Raw genomic sequence first — 26393 nt, forward strand, 5'->3', positions numbered from 1 at the left:
TTCTAAATTCAATTAGCTTTTTAATAGAAACTATGGAAAATAAAACCTGTCTCAATTGTGGAGAGCCCATTCGTGGACGAGTCGACAAAAAATTCTGCGATGATCAATGCCGGAATAATTACAATTACCATCAATATGCAGACGCTAATAATCTGATGAGAAGGATAAATCATACTTTAAAGAAGAACAGAAATATTCTGGAATCATTGATACCACAAGGAGAAGATCTTGGAAAAGCGCCTAAGGAGAAGTTGGTTCGGGAAGGTTTTCAGTTCAAATATTCCACTCACTCCTATGAAACCAAAAAAGGGAGTGTCTACACATACTGTTATGATTACGGTTACCTCCCTTTAGAAGGAGATTGGTTTTTGATTGTTCGGGTAAAAGAATAGGCGCTCTGTCGCATTTTGGCTAACTTCTACCCAAATAGAAAATATCATGAAAGGAAAAGTAACTGGAATAGGCGGGCTGTTTTTCAAGGTTAAGAATCCAGAGCAGACCAAAGCCTGGTATGAAAAGCATTTGGGAATGCCAACAGATCAATATGGGACGACATTTGAATGGATAAGTGCGAAGGAACCGGAGAAAAAAGGTTTTACTCAGTGGTCTCCAATGAGCGATTCCACTGATTATTTTAAGCCGTCGGAAAAGGATTTTATGATCAACTATCGGGTAGAAAACCTCAAAGAACTGGTGGAGGAATTAAAGGCTAATGGAGTACAGATCTTAGACGAAATTGAGGAATTTGAGTATGGTAAATTCGTTCATATTCTCGATCCGGATGGTCATAGCATTGAGCTTTGGGAGCCAAAGGATGAGGTTTATAATTCAATTATTCAAGTAAGAGTAAAAAGTTAATATGGAAATTCAACATCAGTTTGACGGGAAAAAAGGTTCTTTTTTTATGGAGGAGGGAGCCAAAAGATTTGCTGAAATGGTTTATGTCATGGCGGGAGAATCAAAATTAATCATTGAGCATACTGAGGTGGATCCATCTCTGCAGGGTCAAGGTATAGGAGAAAAGTTGCTGGAAAAGTTGGTTGAACATGCACGATCTAAGGGAATAAAAGTTCTACCACTGTGCCCATTCGCAAAAGCTACCTTCAGAAAAAGAGAGGATCTTCGGGATGTTTTGTCCTAACTGAAAAGCAGAATCAGTCCAAAGCCTATAAGTATAATCAAAGCAATGAAGAACCAAATTTTTCTGTTCAGCAATATTGCCTCTGATCTTTTTTGAGTTCGAAAAATGATGGCTTCTTTTAATTGAAGCTCTTCAGCATTTTTCCCGCTTCTGGCTTTCAACTCTAATTTTCCTTGAGGTCTAATCCTTCCTAAATCGTGATTATCTTTAAAAGATTGTGCAGCCTGTCTACTGAAACCTGCGCCTCCTGTCATATCGGTTAATTTAATTTTTAGTAAGATAATGATTTCATTTCAAATTGAAGATATAGTTTCCCTTGAAGAGTTTATTGCTGTGCTTAACAGTTCAGGTCTTGCAGAAAGGAGGCCTATGGATAATCCGAACCAACTTCAGAAAATGCTGATCGGCTCAAACTTGATAATTACCGCTAGGGATTCCGGGAAACTTGTAGGGATTTTGAGAGCGCTTTCCGATTTTTCCTACCGATGCTTTATTGCAGATCTTGCGGTAGAAAAAGCCTACCAAAAGCAAGGGCTTGGCAAAAAATTAATCCAAATGGCTCGATCCACATCAACAGATGCCAGACTTTTTTTATTTGCGGCTGAGGGAGCTATTACCTTTTATGAGAAGCTTGGCTTCCAATTACATGACCATTGCTACCAGTTGAAACCAGAAGATCAATTGAACTGATTTAGTTCGAATTTGCTATATTCCCATACCCAAAAATACCCCACCTTATGAGAAGACAAATATTACTAGGGATCGCTTGTTTGATTTCCTCTTATGCATTTGCCCAAAAGACTTTCATTCATGCCGGAAGGCTGATCGATGTGAAAGAAATGAGGGTTTTGACAGAACAAACCATCATAGTGGAAGATGGAAAAATCACTTCTGTGACTAAGGGATATCAAACTCCTGGAAGTTCGGATCAAGCTATTGATTTGAAAAATGCCACTGTTTTGCCTGGATTGATGGATATGCATGTGCACATAGAAGGAGAGACCAGTCCCACCCGTTATATTGATGGCTTTAGAGATAATGAAGCAGATGTCGCTTTTAAGTCCGTCCCTTTGGCGGAAAGAACCTTGATGGCGGGATTCACTACTGTCCGGGATTTGGGAGGTTCTGGGGTCAATATAGCCCTGCGGGATGCCATTGCAGCCGGAAGAGTCAAAGGGCCAAGAATTTTTACAGCCGGAAAAGCCATTTCACCTACAGGAGGACATGCAGATCCAACCAACGGAATGAAAAGGGATTTGATGGAAGATCCGGGACCGGTTTGGGGCGTAATTAATGGACCTTATGAAGCAAGAAAGGCAGTAAGGCAAATGGTGAAATACGGAGCAGATGTGATTAAAGTAACGGCTACAGGAGGTGTACTTTCTGTTGCACGGGACGGTTCTGCTCCTCAGTTTCAATTGGATGAATTGGAAGCAGTGGTGCAAACGGCTAATGACTTTGGAATTCATGTGGCAGCTCATGCCCATGGGGACGAAGGAATGCAGCGTGCGGTGAAAGCTGGAGTTTATTCGATTGAACATGGTACTTTGATGTCTGAAGCAACCATGAAGTTGATGAAGGAAAAAGGAACTTGGTACGTGCCAACTATTACGGCAGGAATGTCTGCTGCTGCTTTTGCAGAAATTCCGGGGTATTATCCTCCAGTAGTAGCAGAAAAAGCGAGAAGGATTGGAGCTCAGATCCAAGATACTTTCGCAAAGGCCTATAAAAGTGGGGTGAAAATCGCTTTCGGATCTGATGCAGGAGTATATCCGCACGGAGAAAATTATAGAGAATTTGTCTATATGGTTGAGGCAGGAATGCCTGCAATGGAAGCACTTAAATCGGCTACTCTTACCAATGCGGTTTTTATGAAAATTGAAGACAAATTAGGCTCGATTGAGACTGGGAAAATTGCGGATATCATTGCCGTTAAAGGCAATCCTGATCAGGATATCTCTGTCATGAAAAATGTGGTTTTTGTGATGAAAGAAGGAAAGGTTTATAAGGCTGAATTATGAAATTAGAAGGCTGAAATGGCAGTGCCAGTTGGCAGTAGGCAGTAAGCAGTTTCGGATTGAGAAAGATAAAATCTGAATGGTGGGGTGATTCTTGAGAATACTAAAAATTATAAATCACCAATTTTCAATGGACAATAACCATTAACTCAATAACTAATAACCATTAACTCAATAACCAATAACAAATAACCAATAACTCAACAATCCATAATCATGTACTTAGTATCCAGATTAAGAATAGTGTTCCTTTTTACTTTGATTTCAACCTTCACTTTTGCTCAGGAGAAGGCTCATGAAACCAAAGAGCTTCCCAAAGCTCAGGTGTTTGAAAGTAAACAGACTGTCACCATTGACGGCAAGGTCATCAACCTTCAGGCAAAGGCAGGGACCCTAGAACTGAAGGACGAGAACAATAAGCCTATCGCCCTTTTTGGTTTTACCGCTTATTTCAAAGAAAATGGAGGAAAAAATAGACCCATCGTTTTCGCCTATAACGGAGGCCCTGGTTCATCGTCTTACTGGTTGCACATGGGTATCATGGGACCCAAAAGAATTGTTGTCGACGATCCGAATTACAACCAAGGAGCTCCCTATCAACTAGTCAATAATGAATTCTCCATACTGGATGTAGCAGACGTGGTCATGATGGATCCTGTTGGCACAGGTCTTTCCGTACCCATTGGAGATGCAACAGGGAAGGATTTTTGGGGAGTAGATCAAGATATCCGATCTGTCAGCTTGTTTATCATGCAATTTCTTAAGGCTCATGATCGGCTGAATTCTCCTAAATATATCCTTGGCGAAAGTTATGGTACATTTAGAAATGCAGGCGTGATGAATTACCTGCTGAATAAGGGATATGCCTTGAATGGTGTAATTATGGTTTCAGCTGTATTTGACTTGAGATCACTGTTTTTCGCTCCTAATGAGGATTTATCCTATATCGTGTATTTGCCAACTATGGCCGCTACTGCTTGGTATCATAATAAGATAGAAAGGAAACAGTCGGACTTAGATGCATTTGTGGAAGAAGTGAGAGGGTTTACAGAAAATCATTATACGCCGGCCTTATTTAAAGGAAATAGAATATCTGATACTGAAAAAAATCAGGTTGCTGCCAGTCTTGAATCTTATACTGGAGTCTCTGCAGATATTTGGAAAAGAGCTGATTTGAAAATTACAGCCGGTGAATTTTTCCAGGAATTATTGCGCGATGAAAAGAACACAGTGGGACGACTGGATTCCAGATACACAGGAATCAATATCGATCCAATGTCAATGGATTCCTTTACAGATCCTCAAAGTGATGCCATCTCTCCTGCTTATACTATGGGCTTTCTAGACTACTTTCATGGAGCTTTGGGAGTAAGTAAGGATTTACTCTATGCTACTTCAGCGTATTCCAAAGAAGGCTTCAAATGGGACTGGAAGCATCAGGGCAATAACTTTTGGGGAGCAGATGCAGCCGTCACCACAGTTCCTGATATGACAGAAGCCCTGAGTAAGGATCCAAATGTGAAGATATTGATCATGAATGGATATTATGATTTAGCAACTGTCTTCTATGGCGTGGAGCAAAGTATTTCTCATATAGATCTCCCGAAGTCGGCAACTGACAGAATTATCATGGAATACTATGAAGCCGGGCATATGATGTACACACATTTGCCGTCTGCGAAGAAATTTAGAGAAGATTTGAAGGTATTTATTGAAGATACTTTGAGAAAATAAAGTAGATTTCCACATGATAAAATTCAAGTTTTTCAAGGCCCTGTTATTGAGCGGGGCTTTTTTTCAATTAGTAACTGGCTTGGTTCAGGCACAGTCATCATCTCTTTATTTTCCGCCTATCAATTCTGAGGATTGGGAAAAAATGTCAATTTCTGAAGCAGGTTTTGACCAGGAGAAAATGGGTGAATTTTTGAATTGGCTGAGTGAAACAGATACCAGAGCTTTTCTGATTTTAATAGATGGAAAGATTGTCATAGAAGAGTATTGGGGCAATAAACTGACAGGATTGGGTCAGATGGATGCTAACTCTTATTGGTATTGGGCTTCTGCCGGCAAAACTCTTACTGCTACTTTGATCGGAATAGCTGAAGAGCAAAAACTATTAAAACTCAAAGATAGGTCTCAAAAATACTTGGGGACGGGCTGGACCTCATTAAGTCAAAAACAGGAGAAGAAAATACGTTTGATTCATCACCTTACCATGACTACAGGCTTGAATGATCAAGTTTCAAATTTAGATGATACTACGCCCTCATCCTTTCAGTATTTGGCCGATCCAGGCAAGCGCTGGACTTATCACAATGCTACTTATACAGTTCTGGATAAAGTGATTGAAGCATCCACTGGAATGGATATGCAGGAATACTTTCGGGCAAACATCGGAGATAAAATTGGCATGAAGGGTTTTTGGCAAAAGACCGGACAAAACAATGTCTTTTTCAGTACGCCTAGGAGTATGGGCAGGTTTGGTCTATTGCTTTTGGCCAATGGAAGTTGGGATGGAAATAAATTATGGGAAGGACAGTTTTTTAAGGATATGATCCAACCATCTCAGCAGCTGAACCCAAGCTATGGATACTTGACTTGGCTGAATGGAGAGAGTTCATATCTATTACCAGGAAGTCAAACAAGACTGCCGGGAAGTTTGATTAAAAGTGCTCCAGAAGATATGTATCAGGCTATGGGAAAAAATGGACAGTTCTTGATGGTTGTACCATCCCAAAATCTGGTAATTGTAAGAGTAGGGGGAGCTCCGGGAAATCTTCCGGTTCCATTTTTATTGGCAAGACAAATTTGGGATAGGCTAGGACCTATACTAAAGTAAAAGCTTAGTCTTTGGAATCGTTTCTTGAAAGTTGATAGTTGATTTTCTCCATGGTTAGTGGTTTTTCGATAAATCCACTAACTACTTCATAATCCATAGCCTTTTGCCTATCCTGAAAATCAATGGAGCTGGAAAGGATGACTATTTTATCTTTTCTTTTCGGAAATTTTTCCAGATAAAAATTCAAAAACTCCCATCCGTTCATAACGGGCATGTTAATGTCCAAAAAAATCATGATTTGTTGGTCTGTTGGGAGTTCGGCTATTGCCATTAAAGCTTCTTCACCTTCTAGAAACTGGTAAATGTGCTTGGAGATATCCGTCTTTCCTAACAGCCGTTTATTGATCAGATTATTTATCGGATCATCGTCCACAAGAAAAATCGCTTCGAAATGGATCATGTTGGCAAAAGTAACTAATCAGGCTGTATATAGCCCAAAATACAATTATTCCTACTGTCAGAAAAAACTTTAAGAGCCTTTTTTCAAAAATGATTTTACAGGCACTCAAAATCAGGACAATAAAAAAGGAGGCCGAAGCCTCCTTCTAAATTTTATAGGGTTGAATTACATCATTCCACCCATTCCTCCGCCGCCCATTGGAGGCATTGCAGGACCATCTTCTTTAACGTCTGCTACTACACATTCAGTAGTCAAAAGCAATGCTGCGATAGAAGCCGCATTTTCCAAAGCAAGTCTAGTTACTTTAGTTGGGTCGATTACCCCCGCTGCGAATAGATCTTCGTATTGATCAGTTCTCGCATTGTAACCATAGTTTCCTTTGTTTTCTCTGATCTTGTTGATTACTACAGAAGGCTCGCCACCTGCGTTCAATACGATAGTTCTCAAAGGAGACTCGATTGCCTGTCTGATGATATTGATACCAGTGTCTTGGTCTTCGTTGGATCCTTTCAAATCCGCCAAAGCATCAACAGCTCTTACAAGAGCTACACCACCACCTACTACTACACCTTCTTGTACAGCAGCTCTGGTAGCATGCAATGCATCATCTACACGGTCTTTCTTCTCTTTCATTTCTACTTCTGTTGCAGCTCCGATATATAGGATAGCTACACCACCAGAAAGTTTAGCAAGTCTTTCCTGCAACTTCTCTCTGTCATAGTCAGAAGTAGTTTTTTCAATTTGAGCTTTGATCTCAGCGATTCTACCCTTGATTGCATTTGGATCACCAGCACCGTTTACTACAGTAGTGTTGTCCTTGTCGATATTGATTTTCTCAGCACGACCCAACATATCAACAGTAGCATTCTCTAATTTGAAACCTCTCTCTTCAGAGATTACAGTACCGCCAGTAAGGATAGCGATATCTTCCAACATTGCTTTTCTTCTGTCACCGAAACCAGGAGCTTTAACAGCAGCTACTTTCAGAGCACCTCTGATTTTGTTAACTACTAGAGTTGCCAATGCTTCTCCGTCTACATCTTCAGAAATAATAACCAAAGGCTTACCGGACTGCGCAACTGGCTCCAATACTGGAAGCAATTCTTTCATGGAAGAAATCTTCTTATCATAGATCAAGATATAAGGAGACTCCAATTCAGCTTCCATTTTCTCAGTGTTGGTCACAAAGTATGGAGAAAGGTAACCTCTGTCAAACTGCATACCTTCTACAGTTTTAACTTCAGTTTCAGTTCCTTTTGCTTCTTCTACAGTGATTACACCGTCTTTTCCAACTTTGTCCATCGCATCAGAAATCATTTGACCGATTTCTTCGTCGTTGTTAGCGGATACGGTAGCTACCTGAGCAATTTCTTTAGAGGTAGAAATCTCTTTGGAGTTTTCTTTCAATCTGGCAACTACAGCAGCTACCGCCTTGTCAATACCTCTTTTTAAATCCATTGGGTTAGCACCCGCAGCTACGTTTTTGATACCTACGTTGAAAATTGACTGAGCCAAAACAGTTGCAGTTGTAGTACCGTCACCTGCATTATCAGCAGTTTTGGAAGCTACTTCTTTCACCAACTGAGCGCCCATATTTTCGATAGGCTCTTCCAATTCGATTTCTTTTGCTACAGATACACCATCTTTAGTAATGGTAGGTGCACCGAATTTTTTATCAATGATTACGTTTCTTCCTTTTGGACCAAGCGTAACTTTTACAGCGTCTGCCAAAGCATCAACGCCTTTTTTCAGTCTGTCTCTTGCGTCTGTATCGAAAAATAGTTCTTTAGCCATTTTCTTGATTTTTTAGTGTTTGTTCTTGTTGAATGATTAAAGGATCGCGAAAATGTCAGATTCTCTCATGATAAGATAATCTGCACCATCTACGTTGAGTTCAGTACCGGAATACTTTCCGTACAAAACAGTGTCTCCAACTTTTACAGTCAAGGGCTCATCTTTTTTACCATTGCCAACTGCTACTACGGTACCTCTTTGAGGCTTCTCCTTGGCAGTGTCCGGGATGTAAAGACCGGATGCGGTTTTCTCTTCAGCTGCAGCAGGTTCTACTAGAACTCTGTCCGCAAGAGGTTTGATGTTCACTTTTGACATAGTTATGAAATTGTTTAAAGGTTAGTTTAAAATTCTATACTCCCTAATGAGCGATTCCTGTGCCAAGGGAGTTTTTCATGAAAAGTCTGACAAATCGGCTACATCCTGTCAGGTAGAGGACTGCCAATTCGAATTTTGAGCTACTTTTTGTCTGCCAAAATTTCCAAAAATGCTGGATAAAATGTCAGAATTCTGTAAATTTTCGTAAACCTATGTTGCCAATGAAAACATTGTCGAAAAACTGGATGACAGAAGGGCTGATTGATTTCGAATATAAGAAGTATCAATTGTTAGCCTATTTGCAGGAAACAGAAAAGCAGTTTAAAGCCGTTCGCCTGTATCCGCATTTAGGGGAGTTGATTGAGCATCATCGAAACCTCAATGAGTTTAAATCCGGGAAAAAGTCTATCTCTGACTTCTTTCCCAAGGCTCTTTCACATGTGGATTTGAAGCAAGTTAAACTTCACTACAAGGACCTGGAAAAAGAAGATCAGGTGCTGCAGGAGGTTAACCAAATTGCGGACTTTGCCTTACCCAGCATTGAGAAAAAAATCGTTGAGGGAAGAAATATCTATGATTATGTGGAAGACCAAGTGGAGTTTGAACCAGTAGGAATTCAGCCGATTTACAATAGGGAAGGCTTTGTTTTTCTGACAAGAGAGAAAGACTCTGATGTCTATGCATACAGGTATAAATCCAGTTTGCTCCAACTTGCAGGAGAAAAATTCCGAAGTATCAGCTTATGGCTTTTGGGTGTTTTTCAGAAAACCCTTGTCAAGACATTGGAAATGCTCAAACTTGAATTAATCCGGGAGGTAAAAGAATTGCCTAATCCAGCTACTTGGAGAATGCATTCCCACCAGGCTTTTCCCATTGATGAAACGTTGATACCAATCAGTAAAAGGCTATTGCTTCAAAAAGTCAATTCATAAAAAAAAGGAGGCCTAACTGGCCTCCACTAATTCTTCTTTCTTATCTATTTCCTTTTCTACGGGAACCAACTTTTTCTCCCGGTTGGCTATTACCTCAGCGCCAGGCTTGTCAAATAATATTCTCCAGGCTTCCTTAAAGCTTTGAGCTTTTCTTAAGTCAGAGAAAATGTCTCTCCATTCATGAAATACCAGGTAAATAGGATTGTAAGAAGTTACCGGCTTGGTAATTCCATAATTAGGTCTTTCGCCTTCCGGCATGAAAGTGCCAAACATTCGGTCCCAAATTATGAAGGTTGAACCGTAGTTTTTATCCAAATAATGCTCATCACTAGCGTGGTGAACTCGGTGATGGGAAGGAGTGGTGAAAATGAATTCAATTACCGGGTGAAGTTTTTTGATGTATTCTGTATGGATCCAGAACTGATAGAGAACGGCTATCTGGTGGCAAATGAAGAATACAAAGGGGTCAAAACCCATGAACATCACAGGGAAAAAGAAAATGATTTTAATATGCTGTGTCCATCCCAAACGAAAAGAAACGGATAAGTTATATTTGGATGAATTGTGATGCGTGATGTGTGTAGCCCACCAGAATCTCTGCTCATGCGCAACTCTATGCGCCCAATACCTGGCAAAGTCAATTGCGATAAAGCAAAGGATAAAAGACCACCAAGTTGCCGGGATTTTGAAAGGGGAGATGTTGTAGAAGAACAATGCAGAACCAAAAGTGGCCAATTTGATCATCGCACTGATGCCTACATTGACAAAACCAATAGTGGCTGCTGCAAAGAAATCTTTGGCATCGTATGAATCTTTCTTTTGATACCAGCTAATTCCCCATTCTAAGAATACCAGGAAAAACATGATCGGAGCTGCCCATAAAATGAGATTAGGCCAGCTTTCTAGATTAAGATCCTCCACTCGGAGTGTTTGATTATTCATAAAGGATAATTTGGTTGAAGCAGCAGATTTTAAAGAACGGTGATTAGCTATCCGCTGAAAAAACGCTTATCTACTAAATTAAATAAAAAAGTCCGCCTTATGAAGGCGGACTCTAATTATATTCTTAAATGGTCTTAATTTTCCATTATTGGTTGGAACTGCTGTCCGGAGTGGTAGTCTCTGCTGGAAGAACGCTTTCACCTTCGGTATCTCCGAATGCCGGAGCAACTACTTGCTGCTTCGCACTTTCAATATTTGGTGATGCGAACTGATTTGGCTGGCTTCCAGTGTAGAAAGCTGATGATGCCAAGGAAAGAACCAAAATTGCAATTGCCAGTACCCAAGTTGCTTTTTCAAGTACATTTCCTGTACGAGTTACACCCATGATTTGGGAAGCACTTCCACCGAAAGCTGCCCCAACTCCACCTTTAGAATTTTGTCCTAAAATCACAAGGATCAAAAGAACTGCTAAGATTAGGATAATGGTGATTAATAAGGTAAACATATATTTTTAATTAAGATTTTTTCAGATTTTCAATCAAGTCCGCAAAGTAAGCCCTTTTATCCGGAAACTTCAAACTCAATTTCTTATAAATTTCAATGGCTTTTGCCTGTTTATCTTGCTTTACCAAGAGTTTGGCATAAGATTCTGAAATCAGATTGTCATTAATTTTAGTGCTTTCTGCAGCAAGATTTTCTGTATTTTGATTGGCCTCTATTTCTTTAATGGTAGCCAGCTTGATATCCTTTTTGCTGAACGCCTTGATCAGGTCAATTTGTTCCTGCTTTTTGGAATCGAGAATTTGCTTCTTCTCTTTCTTTTTGATCGTTTCGATCAAATCTTCTCCCGCTCCCGGTCTTTTCACTCGCTTTTTAGGCTTTTCAGGGCTTTTTGGCTTCTCAGGTTGGGGAGCAGTACCTTTCAATTGATCACCTAATGCTTTTAAAGACTGGGTTCTGCTCGCTTGATCAGGTTTTTCAGGCTGGTCTTCCGGAAGAAGATCGTCTTTTCTGGAGCCCGTATCGCTTGCACTTATTTTTTGTTCTATCAGTTTTTTCAACCAAATCCTATCCGGACTGGTGATTGCAGCCATTCCCAAAGCGCTGGATTTGGATTTCTTTTGAAATTCATACCTGGCTATCAAAACATGAGGGATTTGAAAATAAGGAAAGTTTTCCTGCACCTTCTTCAATTGGAGGATATCACTCTTCTCCAAGGAGTCGGCTTTTTGGATTATTTCTTGAAATTGGCTGGCGTTCACTTTCTGGCTTTTGGGTGAAAATATAGAAAATTTACCAATTTGCTACAGTTGCAGTAAATACATCCTGTATGATGTTTTTGAAAATTTCCTCGATTAACTGACTTTCTACGTCCAATAGGGTAGTAGTTCTCGGGTCATAATCCTGAAAGAAGGAAAAACTTCTTTTGAGGTTTTCCTCTTCGTTAGTCAGGTTGATATAATCCACTTCCACAGCAATGGTTAATCGCATTTGCCCCGCTCTATCTGGTAGGTTTGGGTTCCCGCTCGAAACAGCCGATTGTGGCGTCAATGTGTAGCGCTTAATTGCACCGGAAAACTGAAGATCTCCATTACTCCTTACTAATTCCAGTTGGGTATTCCTCTGATAATATTCTTTCAGACTTTCTGTAAATAGCTGCTCCATATTTGCCGGACCACCACCAGAATCGTTGAAGAAATTATCAACAGAGAATGTCTTCACCAATTCATAATTAATGTTGGTTCCGGTAAAACTGTATTTGACCGAGCAGCTTTGGAATAATAGAAAAATCAATCCCAGTGCTAGGCCAAGGTTCTTATTGATCAATTTCATACTGCTTGATTTTTCTGTAAAGGGTCCTTTCAGATATTCCCAAATCGCTCGCCGCATACTTTCTTTTATTGTTATGCTTTCTTAACGCCCGAAGAATCATTTCCTTTTCCTTTTTCTCCAAAGAAAGTGAGTTGTCATCTTCTTCGTGAATGATATCTTCAATTGCTTCGTCCTCGTACTCATCAGTATCTACAGAAGAAGGCTTCTGAGATTCCAGTACCAGAGGAACATTGTAATTGGGACTGTTGTCGCTTTTGTTTTCAGCCGGAGCTAAATTGCTCTCCATATCCTCAAACAGCCCGCTGTGTTTTTGAATTATACTTTGGTTTAAACCACCGCTTTGATAAGATTCCAATACCAATTTTTTGAGCTCATTCATGTCCTTTTTCATATCAAAAAGAACCTTGTACAGAATATCTCTTTCTGAAAAATCCATCCCTTCGCTTTTTCCCTGATTATTAGGGAGCGTCATAGGGAGGCGGGAATTTTCTGCTGGTAAATACCTGGATAAGGTTTCTGCATCTACCTCTCTTTGCTCTTCCAAGAGGGAAATTTGTTCAGCAATATTTTTCAGCTGCCTGATATTTCCGGGGAAAGGATAGCGCACCAATAAGGTTTGTGCCTGCTCATCCAGAGAAATAGGCTTAACATGATATTTTTCAGAAAAGTCAGAGGTAAATTTTCTAAAAAGTAAAACCACGTCCTCTCCACGCTCTCTCAGAGGTGGGACATAAATTGGAACAGTGTTTAACCTGTAGTAAAGGTCTTCCCTGAATTTTCCTTTTTCTACTGCCTTTAATAAATTGACATTGGTGGCAGTGATGACGCGAACATTCGTCTTTTGAACTTTTGAAGAACCCACTTTAATGAATTCCCCGTTTTCTAAAACCCGAAGTAATCTCGCCTGTGTTCCCAATGGCATTTCTCCGATTTCATCTAAGAAAATTGAGCCTCCGTCGGTAACCTCAAAATAGCCTTTTCTAGCCTCATGAGCTCCGGTAAATGATCCTTTTTCGTGACCAAATAATTCAGAATCAATGGTTCCTTCCGGAATCGCTCCGCAGTTGATCGCGATAAACTTTCCATGCTTTCTGGTAGAAATGGAATGGATGATTTTTGAAAAACTCTCCTTACCGCTCCCACTTTCTCCGGTAATCAAGACCGTCATATCTGTAGGGGCAGCCTGCATTGCTACTTGAATGGCATGGTTCAGTAGGGGACTATTTCCTATGATTCCAAAGCGGAGTTTGACGCTATGTATCTCTTGGGCTGTGATCATGCAAAGGTTGGATTTACTTCCAAAACTTCTCCAAACAGCGTTGCAGGAGAGCAGTCTGTAATTTTTACTTTGACATAGTCACCCATTTTCAATCCTGCAGCTGGCACGATAACTACCTTATTTGCGGAATTTCTACCTTTCAGCTCATCCTGAGACTTTTTAGAAGTCCCTTCGATCAATATTATTTGTTCTTTTCCTAAATCCAGCTTGTTTCTTTCAAATGAAATCTGACTTTGCTTGGAAATGATTTCTGCCAATCTTCTTTTCTTGACATCCAAAGGAATGTCATCTTCATATTTCTTAGCGGCTAGAGTTCCCGGTCTCTCAGAATAATAGAACATGTAGGAAAAGTCATATTTCACTATATCCATCATGGTCAGGGTATCCTGATGCTCTTCTTCAGTTTCGGTACAGAAACCTGCAATCATATCAGAAGAGATACCGCATTCCTCACCAAGGATTTCACGGATAGCCTGCACTCTATTCAAATACCATTCTCTATCGTAGGTTCTGTTCATAAGTTCAAGAACCCGGCTGTTTCCTGATTGAACAGGCAAGTGAATGTATTTACAGATATTGTCGTACTTTTTAATTGTATACAACACCTCATCAGTAATATCCTTAGGGTGGGAGGTAGAAAACCTTACTCTCAAAAGAGGACTCACTTGGGCAACCATCTCCAACAAATTGGCAAAATTGACCACCTCTGTGACGTCACCTTCTTTTTTATTGAGGCGCGCTTTGTTATTTTCTTCAGGAGACCATTTGTAAGAGTCCACATTTTGACCTAAAAGTGTGACTTCTTTATAACCCTTATTAAAAAGATCCTGAGCTTCAGCTACAATAGAATGTGGATCTCTGCTTCTCTCTCTTCCACGAGTAAATGGAACCACACAGAAGGAACACATATTATCACAACCTCTCATGATAGAGATGAAGGCCGTCACTCCGTTGGAATTTAACCTTACTGGTGCAATATCGGCATAGGTTTCCTCTCTGGATAAAAAGGTGTTTACCCCTTTTCTTCCATCCTCAGCAGCATTGACCAAGTTAGGCAAGTCTCTGTAAGCATCCGGACCGACTACTACGTCTACTATTTTTTCTTCCTCAAGTAATTTATCCTTCAGACGCTCAGCCATACAGCCTAAGACGCCAATAGTCATTTCAGGCTTATGTTTTTTAACAGCATTGAAATGATTCAATCTGTTTCGGACTGTTTGCTCGGCTTTTTCACGGATAGAGCAGGTATTCAAAAAGACCACATCAGCCTGCTGAAAATCCGAAGTCGTATCGTACCCATTTTCTTTCATGATGGAAGCCACGATTTCTGAGTCAGAAAAATTCATCTGACAGCCATAGCTCTCAATGTAGATTTTCTTGGATTTACCGGTATTTTCCTCAACGGTGGTTTTATAATCGACTGCTTGCGCCTCTTCTCCAGTGATAATGTCGATATCTTTGATCAGTTGGTCCATGTAGTATTTTTAATCTTAAGGGATGCGAAATTAACAAAAAGCGGACAAAATGGCAGATTTCTTAACGATATTTATTAATAAGTGTTTATTCAAAAGGAATCCTCAATTGCTCTCCAAAATGCGTCTGTTCTTCTGTAATGTTGAGGTTGGAAACTCCCAGACCCAGTAAGCGCACCGCTTTGGGGATTTCTTCCTGGTAAAGTAATTCCTTTGCTATCTCCCAAATCAGTTCTTTTTCAGGATATTGTTCCAAGGTTTTACTTCGAGTTTGCTGGGTAAAATCAGAATATTTCAGTTTCAAAGTAATCGTTCTGCCTTTGACTCCGGACTTCTCCAGCCTTCGTATAACTTCTTCAAAAATTGGAAAAAGTTGTTCTTCCATTTCCTGAACCGTAATCAAATCCCGGTCAAATGTATTTTCTGCGCTTAGAGATTTTCTGATTCTATGAGGCTGAACCTCGGAGAGATGGATTCCTCTCACAATGTTATAATAGTGTAAGCCTGATTTTCCGAATTTTTTGGTTAAAAACTGAAGGGAAAAGTCCTTAAGATCTTTGCCGTTATGAATCCCGAGTTTTTGCATCTTTTCGGTGGTGACCTTTCCAATTCCGAAAAACTTCCCAATCGGTAACTTTTCTAAAAATTCTTCAGCTTCTTCCGGAAGGATGACCGCTTGCCCATTTGGCTTATTGAGATCGGAGGCAATTTTTGCCAGAAATTTATTGTAAGAAACCCCAGCGGAGGCATTCAAGCCGGTTGCCTCTTTGATTTTTGCCCGGATTTGCCTAGCTATTAGAATGGCGGACTTGATGTCTTTTTTATTTTCTGTGACATCCAGAAAGGCTTCGTCCAAGGAAAGGGGTTCTACCAAATCTGTGTATTCGTAGAAAATTTCACGAATTTGATGTGAAATCTCGCGGTATCTATCAAACCTGGCTTTGGCGAAGATCAGATGAGGGCACTTTCTTGCAGCCAAAACGGAGGACATGGCCGAGTGAATTCCATATTTTCTAGCCTCATAGCTGGCAGCAGCCACTACGCCGCGAGCGGCATTTCCACCAACTACCAGTGGTTTGCCTCTCCATTCCGGATGATCCAATTGCTCCACAGAAGCATAAAAAGCATCCATATCCACATGGATGATTTTTCTGATTTTTGTTTGCTCTATGCTGTTTTCAAGATCCACGTAATACCTCTAAAAGCGCGCTGGCCTTAAGCAGGCACTCCTCGTATTCCTGCTCCGCTTCCGCATCAATGGTGATGGCGCTACCTACTGCAAAATACAGTTTCTTAGTTTCTAAATCAGCAACTATACTCCGGATAATGACTGAAAAATCGAAATCTCCGTTTTCCTGAATTATTCCCAAAGCACCGGAAAACCAGCCTCTTTGGAAGTTTTCAAATTTTTCGATCAATTCCATTGTGCTGATTTTTGGCGCACCAGTCATACTTCCCATAGGGAAGGTCGCCTGAAAAATCTCCTTCAGGCCTATTTTTGGTAAAAGCTCCGATTGAACCGTACTGATCATCTGATGAACTTTCGGAAAGGAGTATACGCCAAATAGTTCAGGTACATGAACAGATCCAATCTGAGAGACTTTGGATAGATCATTGCGCATCAAATCGGTGATCATCAGATTTTCTGCTCTTTCTTTTTCACTTTGAAGCAGAATTCTTTTGCTAGCTTCATCTTCCTCTTTATTCTTTCCTCGTTTGGAAGTTCCTTTGATGGGCTGGGCAATCAATCTGGATGCTTCTTTTTTCAAGAAACGCTCAGGAGAAGCCGAGATTAGGTACTTTACATTGGACTTAAAAAGGCCTGAAAATGGCATAGGTGAAAGCTGCATGAGTTTGAAAAAACTGGTAATTGGGTCCAGTTTTTCAAAAGAAGCTTGGTATGCTATGCAGTAATTCATCTCATAGGTATTCCCTTCGATGATTTCATTTTGAATTGCTTCAAAAACGCGGATGTACTCCTCTTTCGAAGTCAAAGCTTGAATCTCTATAGGGGTAGAGTCAATTTTTGTATTTGCCCCTTCAAGTGATTTTTCAGGTAGAGCTTGGTTAGAATAGATTTTGTCTCCGTCCCAGGTGATTCTGAGTTCAGCTTTGAAAAAAGTTAGATCGGGAACTTTGACTAAAATAGGGTTCTTGCTGCTGAGTTTTTCTAGTTGATTTTTGTAATCGTAAGAAATGATCCCTGCTGCAGGATAATTCGAATGTTCCCATAAAGAACCTTTCTCTAGTACAGTGTTACCTGCCAGAATTTGATCCGGAAAAGTGCCCTCGGGATAGTCATGCCCGTTTCCGAACGTAAGACAATAAAAAGAATAATTCTGGTCAATCCATCTGATCAGCCTTTCAATGACTTGATCCGATTGGATGGGGTATTCAAAAAGGTCGTTTTTCACAGGTACAAAAAAAAGAGGAATTCGTTCGAATTCCTCTTTTTAAGATTAATTTCTGATTAGTTAGCTTTTACGTCCAACTGCAAAGAAACAGTGTTGTAAATAAACTGATCTTTTGCTTTGTCTACTGCATTAGCTTCGTCACCATAAGATAATCCCCAAGCTGTTCTGTCAATGTTGAATCCAGCTTTTGCCATTACCGCACCATTTTCAATAGTTACAGCAGCAGGGAATTTGATGTTTTTGGTAGTTCCTCTCATGGTCAAGTTACCGCTAATCCAATGAGTTGGGTTTTCTGGAGAAAGCTCAGAAGCTGTCTTTGGAGTGTTGTCAGTCTCGAATTGCTCCTGATCTGCAACCATGTCACCAGCGGCAAATGGTTCTACGCCTGTGATTTCAAATGTTGCTGTTGGATAGTTTGCAGCATCAAAGAAATCTGCGGATTGCAAGTGTCCCCAAAGTTTTCCGTAATCTTCAGAGCCATCTTCCAAATCTTCGATTTTCAATCCTGTGATGTCAAAAGTGAAAGATCCACCTGTGATTTCTGAACCTTGAACAGTCAAAGTACCAGTTGTAGCAGGAATTTTACCGAAATGCTGGCCTGCAGGCTTATAACCTCTCCAAGCGATAGAAGTAGAGGCAGGGTCCAAAGAAAGGGTAGTACCTTCACCTTCAGCTACTTCCTGAGCATCGGTAGTTTCTACTGTGTCACCTGGTTTGCTACAAGCGAATGTAATCATTGCAGCGGCTAAGAATAGTCCGGTTTGTTTGATAAACTTCATAATGGTTTGATTTAGTTTCTTTATTTGATGTATATACACGGAAACTCAAAATTGGTTAAAAAGTTCACAGAGTTCAAAAAAAATTATCAATTTTTGTTTTTGAGTCAAACAAAAGCCCGAAAGTGATGAAAGCATTGATAATGGAAGTGAACGGTAAATCTCCACAAATGGGGAAAGAATGTTGGTTGGCACCTAACGCCACCTTGGTTGGAGATGTGATCATGGGAGATAATTGCACAGTATGGTTTAATGCCGTCATTCGAGGAGATGTTCATGAGATCAGAATTGGAAATGACACCAATATTCAGGATGGAGCAGTAATTCACTGTACCTATAGAAAGGCTGGTACATATATAGGTAATCGGGTTTCCATTGCCCATAATGCCATTGTTCATGGATGTACAATTCATGATGATGTTTTGATCGGAATGGGTGCTGTAGTGATGGATGGGGCCATTGTGCACTCAGGCGCCGTGATTGCCGCTGGAGCAATCGTTTTGGCCAATACGGTCGTTGAGGCCAACAGTATTTATGCGGGCATGCCAGCCAAAAAGGTAAAAGATACCGGACCTGAAATGTTGGAAGTTATTGAGCGTACTGCCAAAAATTATCCCATGTACTCTAAATGGTTTTCAAAAAATGAGTGAGTTAACCGGATTTTTTTGATTTGGATCATTTTTAAAAGCGGCTGATTTTCTTACTTTTAACAAACTTTTAAACTACTTTTTATGACTAAGTTATTGGATTTTGTAGGCAAGAAAAACCACTTAATAGTTTTGTTTGCCTTGGTAATTCTCTTCAACATTCTTCTGTCTTTCTTCATGCCAAAAGATCAGGCTCTTGACCTGAAGTTCGCTTATACCTTCGGAGAGGCCTACCAATCTATTGAAACCATGGATCTGGAAACCAGGCAAATTTACCGTCTGGGAGTTTGGACGCTGGATTTTCCTTACATGATATTGTATTCTCTGGCATTCTATGGTCTGCTGTTTAAAATCTGGGGAAATAGAGGATTCATCAAGCTTCCTTTCCTGATTGCATTAATGGATTTGGGCGAAAACCTTTTGGTAATAAAGATTTTAAATTCTTTTCCTGATGTGAATAAAAGTATGGCGATTTTTGCCTCTGTTTTTACGACTTCGAAATGGATTTTAGTGGGGGTATTGATGCTTTTTATTTTGGGAGGCCTTTTTAAAATTCTACATTCTAAAGCCCTTTCCAAAGAGGAGAGGGAGGAAGTCAAGGCATAATTCATTCTTTCTATACTCTTTCTCTGAGGTTCTTTGCTTTTGGGGAAATTTTTGAATAGTTTTTACCAATAGACCTATCAACTCATCAGGTCTATTTGATTATTTATGAAAGAAGAATTTATAAAGTGGTATTCGCCAAACCTTCACAGGGATGTGCAAATGCTGGTTTTTGGTCATGCAGGATATCCTGTTGTAGTTTTTCCAACTTCCAAAGGCTCGTTTCACGAAAATAAGGACATGGGTTTGATTGGCTCAGCTCATTGGTATTTGGAGCAGGGTTTGATTCAGATTTATTGTCCCGAGAGCAATGATGCTCAGTCTTTTTATAACAAAAATATACACCCTCACGATAGGATTCAGAATCATATAGCTTATGATAAAATGATCTGCCATGAAATCGTGGAAAGGATCAGACTGAATACCTCAGTAGCAAAAGTGGTCATGGCGGGATGTAGTTTTGGAGGATATCATGCTGCCAATTTCGCTTTTCGGCATCCCGGCTATGTGAGCCATATGTTCAGTATGTCTGGGGCATTCAATATCCGGGATTTTATGGACGGATATCATCATGATGATATTTATTACAATAGTCCTCTAGAATACCTACCCGGCTTGATGGATGGAGAGCTCTGGAATATGGATATAGTATTAGGTACTTCCAATTGGGATATCTGCTTTGATGCTAATCTCAAGCTTAATGAATGCCTGAAAAACAAGAATTTGAATCATTGGCTGGATGTGAGGCAAGAGCGTCATCACGACTGGCCTTTGTGGAAAGAAATGTTTCCCCATTATCTCAGTAGAATAAAATTTAATTAACCCTTTGGTATAAATAGCAATGAAAAAAATCGGAATACTTTTCGGAATGGAAGATACTTTTCCTCATGCTTTTGTGGAGAGAGTCAATCAAAAGGCAGAAAAAGGCATAGTCGCTGAAGCTGTAAAAATTGATAAGGTAGTACAAAATCAACTGACTGATTACGCTGTCATTATAGATAGAATATCTCAGGACGTCCCCTTTTACAGAGCCTATTTGAAAAATGCTGCTTTGACTGGCACCGCAGTGATCAATAATCCTTTTTGGTGGAGTGCAGACGATAAATTCTTTAATAATTGCTTGGCGGATCAGTTGGGAGTACCATTGCCGAAAACTGTTTTATTACCGTCAGCTGAACACCCAACAGACACTACCAGTAAGTCATTTAGAAATCTGGCAGCTCCTCTGGACTGGGACTCCATGTTCAATTACATAGGCTTTCCGGCTTATATGAAACCTTACGCAGGTGGAGGCTGGAAAAATGTTTATAGATTGGAAAACAAAGAAGAGTTTTTTCAAAAGCATCCTGAAACCGGGCAATTGGTGATGTTGCTGCAGGAAGAAATTGTGTTTGATGAATACTTTAGAGTCTATTGTTTGGGAGGAAAGGCTGTTCGAATCATGCAGTATGAACCCCGAAATCCTCATCATCTTCGCTATGTAATTGATGGGCCTCCTGCCTCCAAAAAGCTATTGGCAAAAGTGAAGGAATATACCCTAGCTCTATGTAAAGGATTGGGATACGATTTTAATACCGTGGAATTTGCTGTTCGGGACGGAATCCCTTATGCCATCGATTTCGGTAACCCTGCACCGGATGCAGATATCAATTCAGTTGGTCAGGAAAACTTTGACTGGGTAGTGGAAGAGGCAGCGAAAATGGCGATCAGCTACGCCAAAGCCCAAAAGCCCGGGAAGATGAATCTTACTTGGGGAACTTTCATGAGAAATTCTGTAGAAGCAGCCAAGCGCTTCTAAAACTCAAACCAAAAGCCTATGTGCGCTTCAATCAAAAAGCTTCCCCCCTTTACCTTGGGCGTGGAAGAAGAGTATCAAATCATAGATCCCAAAACCAGAGATCTCAGGTCCCATATGTCCAAAATCGTGGACGGAGGGAAAATAGTGCTAAGGGAACAGGTGAAGGCTGAAATGCATCAATCTGTGGTCGAGGTTGGAACCAATATCTGTAAAAATGTAGGAGAGGCCAGAAAAGAAGTTTCTTATTTAAGGAATAAAATCTCCGAATTGGCAGCAAAACAAGACTTGGTAGTAGGTGCCGCGAGTACACACCCATTTGCTAAGTGGCAAGATCAGGAGATCACTGATGATCCGCGCTACCATAACATTGTGAATGAGCTGAAGGATATTGCCAGGTCCAACTTAATCTTTGGACTTCATGTGCATGTGGGAATAGAAAATAGAGAAGTAGCCCTTCAATTGATGAATCAGGCTTGCTATTTTTTGCCTCATATTTACGCATTGACTACAAATTCACCCTTTTGGGAGGGAAGGAATACGGGATTCAAAGCTTTTAGAGCCAAGGTTTTCGCTAAGTTCCCGAGAACCGGGTTACCCGAATACTTTGATTCGGTACAGTCTTATGACAACTTTCTGGAAATCCTCGTCAAAACCAATTGCATAGATAATCCCAAGAAAATCTGGTGGGATTTGCGCATGCATCCATTTTTCAGCACTATAGAATTCCGAATTTGTGATATGTGCCTGACGGTTGATGAGACGATATGCATCGTAGCCATCATTCAAGCTGTGGTAGCTAAGCTTTACAAGCTTATGATGAGCAATACCAGCTTTAATATTTACCGAATTGCACTGATTAGAGAAAACAAATTCAGGGCTGCCCGAAATGGAATAGAGGGACAATTAATTGATTTTGGCAAGAAGACTGAGGTGCCTACTACCGAACTGATCATGGAATTGCTTGATTTTATTGATGATGTGGTAGATGAGTTGGGAAGCAGAAACGAAATCGAATATGTGCATACCATTTTGAAAAATGGAACAGGAGCTGATCAGCAATTGGCTGTTTTTGAAAAGACCAATGATTTAAAGCAAGTAGTCGATTATATCACAGGCAAGTTTAACCAAGGGATCTAATCATTTGCGTACCTTTGTAGCTGGAATTTAAATGAAAAAAGGTGGGTAAGAGAAAGTTGCAATTGGCTATTTTGGATATGTATGATGGGGAACCCAATCAGGGAATGCGCTGTATCCGAGAAATCGTGGAGCGCTTTTCCAAGGAAGTTACCTATAAGATATTCGATGTAAGAGGAAAGGCTGAGATTCCTGAAATCAGGGATTTCGACCTGTTTATTTCCACGGGAGGTCCAGGGAATCCACTGGAAGGAAATGGCTATTGGGACTTGAAATACTATGACTTTTTGGACCAGGTTTGGATTTGGAATCAAAACCATAGTAAAAAGAAATACCTACTGTTGATTTGCCACTCTTTCCAGATGGCTTGCAAGCACTTTGGTTTGGGTGAAATCACAAAGAGAAAGTCTACCTCTTTTGGAGTAATGACTATTCATAAAACTGCCGATGGGATTAAAGATCCATTGTTCCAGAATCTTCCCAATCCTTTTTGGGCTGTGGATAGCCGGGATTTTCAGGTTGTTCAGCCGAAAATGAGAAAATTCAAACTTTTGGGTTCTCAAGTGATCGCTTTGGAGAAAATCCGAAATCATGTAGAGTATGAGCGAGCTTTGATGGCTATTCGATTTTCTGAGGAAATTGTGGGAACTCAATTTCACCCGGAAGCAGATCCAGTTTCCTTTTTAAACCATCTGAAAAAACCGGATGTAAGGGAGAAAATTATTGCATTAAAGGGTAAAGGTAAGTTTAGAAGCATGTTGGAGGATTTGGTTGACGAAGAGAAAATCTACAAAACCAATGAAACATTGATCCCGAATTTCCTAGCTAATTCAATTCGAAAATTGACCAATCGCTCCGTGGAAGTGATGATATAATAATATGATAGAAAAATTCAGGCGTTTATTTAATCAGCATTTTTCAGAGGAATCTTACGCTGAATTTTTAAATTCCATTGACAGGGATTTTGATCATAGACCGACTTTTAGAATCGCGGAAACTCCTTTTTTTATCCCAGAGGAATTTCAAAAGCAATTGGTTGAAGCGAGTCAGGAGGTTATTCAATTCATTAAAAGGCCTGATTTCAAGCAATTGACCCAAAAAGCGATTGACCTGAATGTTTCTGTGCCCAATGAGGATGCACATACCCAGTTTTTGGCCATTGACTTTGGGGTCTGCATGGAGAATGGAAAATTGATTCCCAAGTTGATTGAAGTTCAGGGTTTTCCTTCTGTATTTAATTTTCAATATAACCTGAATCAAAAATTTCAAGGGACCTATCCATTCCTTTCCGAATTGACACCCTATTTCCCTGGAGTAGATTCTGAGAAGTATTTAGAAATTCTTAAAAAAGTGGTCCTCGGGGTATATAAGCCGGAAGAGGTAATTTTATTGGAAATCGAGCCTGAAAAGCAGAATACGAAAATTGATTTTTATTACTGCAAAAAGGATTTGGAAGTGCCTTTTGTTTGCGTAACTCAAATTCGAAAAGAGGGAAAGAAATTATTTTATACAAACGAAAAGGGGAAAGAAATTCAGATAAAGAGGATCTACAATCGGGTAATCTTTGACGAACTCAATGCCAGACCTGATTTAAAGATGCAATTCAGGTTTGAAGAGGAATTGGATGTGGAGTGGGCAGGACACCCCAATTGGTATACTAGAATTTCAAAATTTATTTTGCCTTATCTGAGAGGTCCATATTTTATTGAGACCACTTTACTAAGTGAGTTGAAGGAAATACCTGAGGATTTGGAAAATTACGTATTAAAGCCTCTTTTTTCTTTTTCTGGAGCCGGAGTAATATTCAATGTGAGTAAGGAGGATATTGAAAAAGTGAAGCAGAAGGATTTGTATATTCTTCAAAAGAAAGTGCAATATGAACCCGTAATTCAATCTCCAACAGGAGGAGTAAAGGTAGAAGTAAGAGTTTTGGCGCTTTGGCCTGAGGAAGATGAATCTCCAACTTTGGTTGGCAATTTATCCCGTTTAAGCAGAGGGGAGATGATTGGGGTAAAGTTTAACAAAGACAAAGACTGGGTAGGAGGTTCTATTGGATTTTTCGAAAAGTAAATGCCTGTCTTTGTGTTTTTGAATCCTAAAAGGTTTGAAAAGCCCTAAAAAAGAAAGTCAAAGCCTGAGAAGACTTTGACTTTTTCATTAGAGAATAAAGTGTCCCATATTGGTCTTATGGAGTCCAGTTAGCGGGGTCTTTTCTCCAAGTTTCAAGCGATTTTAAAACCTCATCACTGATATACTTCTTTTCTACAGCTCTAGGTAACATGGCTTCATAATTTGACAATACCACCAATTTGATCCCTGCTTCCTCGAAATTATCATCCGCAACAGAGAATCCATAGCTAAATATTGCTACCATCCCCATTACTTCAAATCCGGCATTTTTCAAATCCTGTACCGCTTTCAGGGAACTTCCCCCTGTAGATACCAAATCCTCAACGACCACCACTTTTTGTCCCGGTGTGACTTTTCCCTCTATCATGTTTTCCATTCCATGTCCTTTAGGTTTGGACCGCACATAGATAAATGGAAGCTTCAGATCATTGGCAATCAGTGCTCCTTGTGGAATACCTGCAGTGGCAACTCCCGCAATGGCTTCTGCTTCCGGATAAAAATGTTGGATACTTTTCACCAGGTTTTCCTTTATCAAATCTCTGACAGCGGGGAAAGAAAGTGAAAGTCTATTGTCACAATAGATGGGGGATTTCCATCCTGAGGCCCAGGTAAAGGGCTTTTCGGGTTGAAGTCGGATAGCTTGGATTTGCAAGAGTTGGTCTGCTACTTCAGCAGCAATTGAAGAGTCTAAAATTTCCATGTTTCAAAAATAAGTGAATATGATGGTTTCGGGTTGTGGTAAGTGATTTTTTTATGCATTTTTGGCGCTTACCCAATCAACAGTACTGATTCTTCCATGAGAATTTTTGTAAATGATAAACCAATGGATTTGATCGGTTTCGAAGATCTGAATCCTAAGAAGAAGTTTGATGCAATTTTTTCGGATTCAGAGGAACTTCCGCCTGCAAGTCAGTGGCAGGAAGACATCCTTTTTCAGGAACCCTCACATGATTTGATTATCAAAATCCTCTATCAACTTCGTACCCGTAAACTCAAAGATCTGGACTCTGTTACTTTGGTAAGCAGGAATAAGGATGAATTGAAAAAATTTGTCAAGAGTAGATTTTCCATCATCAAAGCAGCAGGGGGTATAGTGACCAAAAAGAATCAGATTCTACTCATTTTTAGACTAGGTAAATGGGATTTCCCGAAGGGGAAATTTGAAAAGGGCGAAACCCCTAAAGAATGTGCTGTCAGGGAGGTGGAAGAGGAATGTGCCATTCATGTCAAGGCTGGAAAGCCCATTTGTAATACTTGGCACACCTATACCCAAAACCGAAAGAGTATTTTAAAGAAAACATATTGGTTTGCTATGGAGTGTGTATCTGATGCTGAGATGAAGCCTCAAAAAGAAGAGGGTATTGATGACATTCGCTGGTTTCCGGAAGCAGAGACAAAAACAGCTTTAATCAATTCATATCCTTCAATGAGATGGCTTTTCAAGCATTTTCTCAAAGAGCACTTTAAGCATTAAATAGAGTATGGTAGAAACTCGCTCACATCGCCACCATATCTATGTACCTCACGAATGACAGTGGAGGAAATAGCTGCGAATTGAGGAGTGGTGATTAAAAAAACAGTTTCCAGATCTTCGTTGAGGTAGCGATTCATCTGAGAAATGGTATTCTCATATTCAAAGTCTGTAGTATTTCTCAGGCCTCTGATCAAAAAGTTTGCTCCGTGTTTTTTTGCCAAAGTTGAGGTCAATTCATTGTAAACAATGACCTTGACATTTGGCATGTCTACATATACAGATTCAATTTTTTCCACCATTAGATCAATATCGAAGTATCGATTTTTTTTGGTTGAATTGTAACCTATTCCGATAATAACCTCATCAAAAATATCCAGGCTGCGGATGACAATGTCATGATGACCTTTGGTGTAAGGATCAAAAGAACCGGGGAAGATTGCTACTTTGCTCAT

General features: G+C 40.1%; 31 protein-coding genes. 16 read left to right on the forward strand and 15 right to left on the reverse strand.

Going from position 1 to position 26393, the window contains the following annotated elements:
• Window positions 1–32 precede the first annotated feature (32 nt).
• From BM073_RS15095 to BM073_RS15105, 3 genes are read left to right on the forward strand one after another with little or no spacing between them, the layout of a single operon-like run.
• Window positions 33–392, forward strand: coding sequence for a DUF2116 family Zn-ribbon domain-containing protein (locus tag BM073_RS15095; protein WP_091655257.1), 360 nt, complete (start codon window positions 33–35; stop codon window positions 390–392).
• A gap of 46 nt (window positions 393–438) precedes the next feature.
• Window positions 439–858, forward strand: a complete 420-nt coding sequence (locus BM073_RS15100) for a VOC family protein (RefSeq protein ID WP_091655170.1) — start codon at window positions 439–441, stop codon at window positions 856–858.
• A 1-nt stretch (window position 859) separates the two neighbouring features.
• The gene (locus tag BM073_RS15105; protein WP_091655171.1) at window positions 860–1141 is read left to right on the forward strand and encodes a GNAT family N-acetyltransferase; all 282 of its coding nucleotides are present in this window, start codon (window positions 860–862) and stop codon (window positions 1139–1141) included.
• On the opposite strand, the gene BM073_RS15110 is transcribed toward BM073_RS15105, so the two are convergent.
• Window positions 1138–1395 carry a hypothetical protein gene (locus tag BM073_RS15110; RefSeq protein ID WP_091655172.1) on the reverse strand — a complete coding sequence of 86 codons (258 nt, stop codon included), beginning with the start codon at window positions 1393–1395 and terminating at the stop codon, window positions 1138–1140. The two genes, BM073_RS15105 and BM073_RS15110, sit on opposite strands and share 4 nt — an antisense overlap.
• 28 nt (window positions 1396–1423) lie before the next feature.
• On the opposite strand from BM073_RS15110, the gene BM073_RS15115 reads away from it, so the two are divergent.
• From BM073_RS15115 to BM073_RS15130, 4 genes are all read left to right on the forward strand, one after another.
• Window positions 1424–1831: a GNAT family N-acetyltransferase gene (locus tag BM073_RS15115; RefSeq protein ID WP_091655173.1), complete on the forward strand. Its 408-nt coding sequence runs from the start codon at window positions 1424–1426 to the stop codon at window positions 1829–1831.
• 47 nt (window positions 1832–1878) lie between these two features.
• Complete coding sequence (locus BM073_RS15120) at window positions 1879–3162, forward strand: metal-dependent hydrolase family protein (RefSeq protein WP_091655174.1); 1284 nt, start codon at window positions 1879–1881, stop codon at window positions 3160–3162.
• A gap of 213 nt (window positions 3163–3375) precedes the next feature.
• Window positions 3376–4893, forward strand: a complete 1518-nt coding sequence (locus BM073_RS15125; protein WP_091655175.1) for a S10 family peptidase — start codon at window positions 3376–3378, stop codon at window positions 4891–4893.
• A 13-nt stretch (window positions 4894–4906) separates the two neighbouring features.
• Window positions 4907–5998 carry a serine hydrolase domain-containing protein gene (locus BM073_RS15130; RefSeq protein WP_091655176.1) on the forward strand — a complete coding sequence of 364 codons (1092 nt, stop codon included), beginning with the start codon at window positions 4907–4909 and terminating at the stop codon, window positions 5996–5998.
• A gap of 4 nt (window positions 5999–6002) precedes the next feature.
• Here BM073_RS15130 and BM073_RS15135 read toward each other — a convergent pair whose 3' ends face one another.
• From BM073_RS15135 to BM073_RS15145, 3 genes are all read right to left on the reverse strand, one after another.
• Window positions 6003–6398, reverse strand: a complete 396-nt coding sequence (locus tag BM073_RS15135; RefSeq protein WP_091655177.1) for a response regulator — start codon at window positions 6396–6398, stop codon at window positions 6003–6005.
• 165 nt (window positions 6399–6563) lie between these two features.
• Entirely contained in the window at window positions 6564–8192 is a 1629-nt protein-coding gene (groL, locus tag BM073_RS15140) for a chaperonin GroEL (protein WP_091655178.1), read from the reverse strand.
• Window positions 8193–8228: 36 nt separating this feature from the next.
• Window positions 8229–8507: a co-chaperone GroES gene (locus BM073_RS15145; protein WP_091655179.1), complete on the reverse strand. Its 279-nt coding sequence runs from the start codon at window positions 8505–8507 to the stop codon at window positions 8229–8231.
• Window positions 8508–8728: 221 nt separating this feature from the next.
• On the opposite strand from BM073_RS15145, the gene BM073_RS15150 reads away from it, so the two are divergent.
• Window positions 8729–9439 carry a hypothetical protein gene (locus BM073_RS15150; RefSeq protein WP_091655180.1) on the forward strand — a complete coding sequence of 237 codons (711 nt, stop codon included), beginning with the start codon at window positions 8729–8731 and terminating at the stop codon, window positions 9437–9439.
• A gap of 12 nt (window positions 9440–9451) precedes the next feature.
• Here the strand turns inward: BM073_RS15150 and BM073_RS15155 are convergent, their stop codons facing one another.
• The 9 genes from BM073_RS15155 to BM073_RS15195 all read right to left on the reverse strand — a co-directional run bounded on the left by BM073_RS15155 (window position 9452) and on the right by BM073_RS15195 (window position 18158).
• Window positions 9452–10381 carry a sterol desaturase family protein gene (locus BM073_RS15155; RefSeq protein ID WP_091655181.1) on the reverse strand — a complete coding sequence of 310 codons (930 nt, stop codon included), beginning with the start codon at window positions 10379–10381 and terminating at the stop codon, window positions 9452–9454.
• Window positions 10382–10526: 145 nt separating this feature from the next.
• Window positions 10527–10886: a preprotein translocase subunit SecG gene (gene secG, locus BM073_RS15160; RefSeq protein ID WP_091655182.1), complete on the reverse strand. Its 360-nt coding sequence runs from the start codon at window positions 10884–10886 to the stop codon at window positions 10527–10529.
• A 10-nt stretch (window positions 10887–10896) separates the two neighbouring features.
• Window positions 10897–11643, reverse strand: coding sequence for a DUF8458 domain-containing protein (locus BM073_RS15165; protein WP_091655183.1), 747 nt, complete (start codon window positions 11641–11643; stop codon window positions 10897–10899).
• A 31-nt stretch (window positions 11644–11674) separates the two neighbouring features.
• The gene (lptE, locus tag BM073_RS15170) at window positions 11675–12214 is read right to left on the reverse strand and encodes an LPS assembly lipoprotein LptE (RefSeq protein WP_091655184.1); all 540 of its coding nucleotides are present in this window, start codon (window positions 12212–12214) and stop codon (window positions 11675–11677) included.
• Window positions 12198–13493 carry a sigma-54 interaction domain-containing protein gene (locus BM073_RS15175; protein ID WP_091655185.1) on the reverse strand — a complete coding sequence of 432 codons (1296 nt, stop codon included), beginning with the start codon at window positions 13491–13493 and terminating at the stop codon, window positions 12198–12200. The genes lptE and BM073_RS15175 overlap by 17 nt, the downstream gene beginning before the upstream one ends.
• Window positions 13490–14968, reverse strand: coding sequence for a tRNA (N6-isopentenyl adenosine(37)-C2)-methylthiotransferase MiaB (gene miaB, locus BM073_RS15180; RefSeq protein WP_091655186.1), 1479 nt, complete (start codon window positions 14966–14968; stop codon window positions 13490–13492). Before miaB ends, BM073_RS15175 begins: the two co-directional genes overlap by 4 nt.
• 85 nt (window positions 14969–15053) lie before the next feature.
• Window positions 15054–16154, reverse strand: coding sequence for a DNA polymerase IV (gene dinB, locus BM073_RS15185; RefSeq protein ID WP_262481191.1), 1101 nt, complete (start codon window positions 16152–16154; stop codon window positions 15054–15056).
• Window positions 16144–17379 (reverse strand): anthranilate synthase component I family protein, encoded by a 1236-nt coding sequence (locus BM073_RS15190; protein ID WP_245756435.1) that lies wholly within the window; start codon window positions 17377–17379, stop codon window positions 16144–16146. Before BM073_RS15190 ends, dinB begins: the two co-directional genes overlap by 11 nt.
• A 56-nt stretch (window positions 17380–17435) precedes the next feature.
• The gene (locus BM073_RS15195; protein ID WP_091655260.1) at window positions 17436–18158 is read right to left on the reverse strand and encodes a YceI family protein; all 723 of its coding nucleotides are present in this window, start codon (window positions 18156–18158) and stop codon (window positions 17436–17438) included.
• A 125-nt stretch (window positions 18159–18283) separates the two neighbouring features.
• On the opposite strand from BM073_RS15195, the gene BM073_RS15200 reads away from it, so the two are divergent.
• The 7 genes from BM073_RS15200 (at window position 18284) to BM073_RS15230 (ending at window position 24407) form a co-directional block, all read left to right on the forward strand.
• Complete coding sequence (locus BM073_RS15200) at window positions 18284–18805, forward strand: gamma carbonic anhydrase family protein (protein WP_091655187.1); 522 nt, start codon at window positions 18284–18286, stop codon at window positions 18803–18805.
• 81 nt (window positions 18806–18886) lie between these two features.
• On the forward strand, window positions 18887–19408 hold the full coding sequence (locus BM073_RS15205) for a hypothetical protein (RefSeq protein WP_091655188.1): 522 nt from the start codon (window positions 18887–18889) through the stop codon (window positions 19406–19408).
• Between the two features lie 105 nt (window positions 19409–19513).
• Complete coding sequence (locus BM073_RS15210) at window positions 19514–20227, forward strand: esterase family protein (RefSeq protein ID WP_091655189.1); 714 nt, start codon at window positions 19514–19516, stop codon at window positions 20225–20227.
• 19 nt (window positions 20228–20246) lie between these two features.
• Complete coding sequence (locus tag BM073_RS15215) at window positions 20247–21203, forward strand: ATP-grasp domain-containing protein (protein WP_091655190.1); 957 nt, start codon at window positions 20247–20249, stop codon at window positions 21201–21203.
• Between the two features lie 18 nt (window positions 21204–21221).
• Complete coding sequence (locus tag BM073_RS15220) at window positions 21222–22340, forward strand: carboxylate-amine ligase (protein WP_217643119.1); 1119 nt, start codon at window positions 21222–21224, stop codon at window positions 22338–22340.
• Between the two features lie 41 nt (window positions 22341–22381).
• Entirely contained in the window at window positions 22382–23212 is an 831-nt protein-coding gene (locus tag BM073_RS15225) for a type 1 glutamine amidotransferase (protein ID WP_317042671.1), read from the forward strand.
• 4 nt (window positions 23213–23216) lie between these two features.
• A complete protein-coding gene (locus BM073_RS15230) occupies window positions 23217–24407 on the forward strand; it encodes a hypothetical protein (protein WP_091655191.1) in 1191 nt (396 codons plus the stop codon).
• A gap of 115 nt (window positions 24408–24522) precedes the next feature.
• Here the strand turns inward: BM073_RS15230 and pyrE are convergent, their stop codons facing one another.
• Window positions 24523–25167 carry an orotate phosphoribosyltransferase gene (pyrE, locus tag BM073_RS15235; protein ID WP_091655192.1) on the reverse strand — a complete coding sequence of 215 codons (645 nt, stop codon included), beginning with the start codon at window positions 25165–25167 and terminating at the stop codon, window positions 24523–24525.
• Window positions 25168–25263: 96 nt separating this feature from the next.
• Between pyrE and BM073_RS15240 the strand changes: the two genes are divergently transcribed.
• Window positions 25264–25941 carry an NUDIX hydrolase gene (locus tag BM073_RS15240; protein WP_091655193.1) on the forward strand — a complete coding sequence of 226 codons (678 nt, stop codon included), beginning with the start codon at window positions 25264–25266 and terminating at the stop codon, window positions 25939–25941.
• Here BM073_RS15240 and coaD read toward each other — a convergent pair.
• Entirely contained in the window at window positions 25938–26393 is a 456-nt protein-coding gene (coaD, locus tag BM073_RS15245) for a pantetheine-phosphate adenylyltransferase (RefSeq protein WP_091655194.1), read from the reverse strand. The genes BM073_RS15240 and coaD overlap by 4 nt on opposite strands.

Source organism: Algoriphagus ornithinivorans (assembly GCF_900115305.1).
GTDB lineage: Bacteria > Bacteroidota > Bacteroidia > Cytophagales > Cyclobacteriaceae > Algoriphagus > Algoriphagus ornithinivorans.

Coding starts and splice junctions, on each gene's coding strand:
- BM073_RS15200 (WP_091655187.1), top strand. CDS start 18,284: ATGAAAGCATTGATAATGGAAGTGAACGGTAAATCTCCACAAATGGGG.
- BM073_RS15145 (WP_091655179.1), bottom strand. CDS start 8,507: ATGTCAAAAGTGAACATCAAACCTCTTGCGGACAGAGTTCTAGTAGAA.
- miaB (WP_091655186.1), bottom strand. CDS start 14,968: ATGGACCAACTGATCAAAGATATCGACATTATCACTGGAGAAGAGGCG.
- BM073_RS15240 (WP_091655193.1), top strand. CDS start 25,264: ATGAGAATTTTTGTAAATGATAAACCAATGGATTTGATCGGTTTCGAA.
- BM073_RS15215 (WP_091655190.1), top strand. CDS start 20,247: ATGAAAAAAATCGGAATACTTTTCGGAATGGAAGATACTTTTCCTCAT.
- BM073_RS15130 (WP_091655176.1), top strand. CDS start 4,907: ATGATAAAATTCAAGTTTTTCAAGGCCCTGTTATTGAGCGGGGCTTTT.
- pyrE (WP_091655192.1), bottom strand. CDS start 25,167: ATGGAAATTTTAGACTCTTCAATTGCTGCTGAAGTAGCAGACCAACTC.
- BM073_RS15105 (WP_091655171.1), top strand. CDS start 860: ATGGAAATTCAACATCAGTTTGACGGGAAAAAAGGTTCTTTTTTTATG.
- BM073_RS15115 (WP_091655173.1), top strand. CDS start 1,424: ATGATTTCATTTCAAATTGAAGATATAGTTTCCCTTGAAGAGTTTATT.
- lptE (WP_091655184.1), bottom strand. CDS start 12,214: ATGAAATTGATCAATAAGAACCTTGGCCTAGCACTGGGATTGATTTTT.
- secG (WP_091655182.1), bottom strand. CDS start 10,886: ATGTTTACCTTATTAATCACCATTATCCTAATCTTAGCAGTTCTTTTG.
- BM073_RS15135 (WP_091655177.1), bottom strand. CDS start 6,398: ATGATCCATTTCGAAGCGATTTTTCTTGTGGACGATGATCCGATAAAT.
- BM073_RS15220 (WP_217643119.1), top strand. CDS start 21,222: ATGTGCGCTTCAATCAAAAAGCTTCCCCCCTTTACCTTGGGCGTGGAA.
- BM073_RS15210 (WP_091655189.1), top strand. CDS start 19,514: ATGAAAGAAGAATTTATAAAGTGGTATTCGCCAAACCTTCACAGGGAT.
- BM073_RS15155 (WP_091655181.1), bottom strand. CDS start 10,381: ATGAATAATCAAACACTCCGAGTGGAGGATCTTAATCTAGAAAGCTGG.
- BM073_RS15195 (WP_091655260.1), bottom strand. CDS start 18,158: ATGAAGTTTATCAAACAAACCGGACTATTCTTAGCCGCTGCAATGATT.
- BM073_RS15150 (WP_091655180.1), top strand. CDS start 8,729: ATGAAAACATTGTCGAAAAACTGGATGACAGAAGGGCTGATTGATTTC.
- BM073_RS15110 (WP_091655172.1), bottom strand. CDS start 1,395: ATGACAGGAGGCGCAGGTTTCAGTAGACAGGCTGCACAATCTTTTAAA.
- BM073_RS15095 (WP_091655257.1), top strand. CDS start 33: ATGGAAAATAAAACCTGTCTCAATTGTGGAGAGCCCATTCGTGGACGA.
- BM073_RS15205 (WP_091655188.1), top strand. CDS start 18,887: ATGACTAAGTTATTGGATTTTGTAGGCAAGAAAAACCACTTAATAGTT.
- BM073_RS15230 (WP_091655191.1), top strand. CDS start 23,217: ATGATAGAAAAATTCAGGCGTTTATTTAATCAGCATTTTTCAGAGGAA.
- coaD (WP_091655194.1), bottom strand. CDS start 26,393: ATGAGCAAAGTAGCAATCTTCCCCGGTTCTTTTGATCCTTACACCAAA.
- groL (WP_091655178.1), bottom strand. CDS start 8,192: ATGGCTAAAGAACTATTTTTCGATACAGACGCAAGAGACAGACTGAAA.
- BM073_RS15100 (WP_091655170.1), top strand. CDS start 439: ATGAAAGGAAAAGTAACTGGAATAGGCGGGCTGTTTTTCAAGGTTAAG.
- BM073_RS15120 (WP_091655174.1), top strand. CDS start 1,879: ATGAGAAGACAAATATTACTAGGGATCGCTTGTTTGATTTCCTCTTAT.
- BM073_RS15175 (WP_091655185.1), bottom strand. CDS start 13,493: ATGATCACAGCCCAAGAGATACATAGCGTCAAACTCCGCTTTGGAATC.
- BM073_RS15125 (WP_091655175.1), top strand. CDS start 3,376: ATGTACTTAGTATCCAGATTAAGAATAGTGTTCCTTTTTACTTTGATT.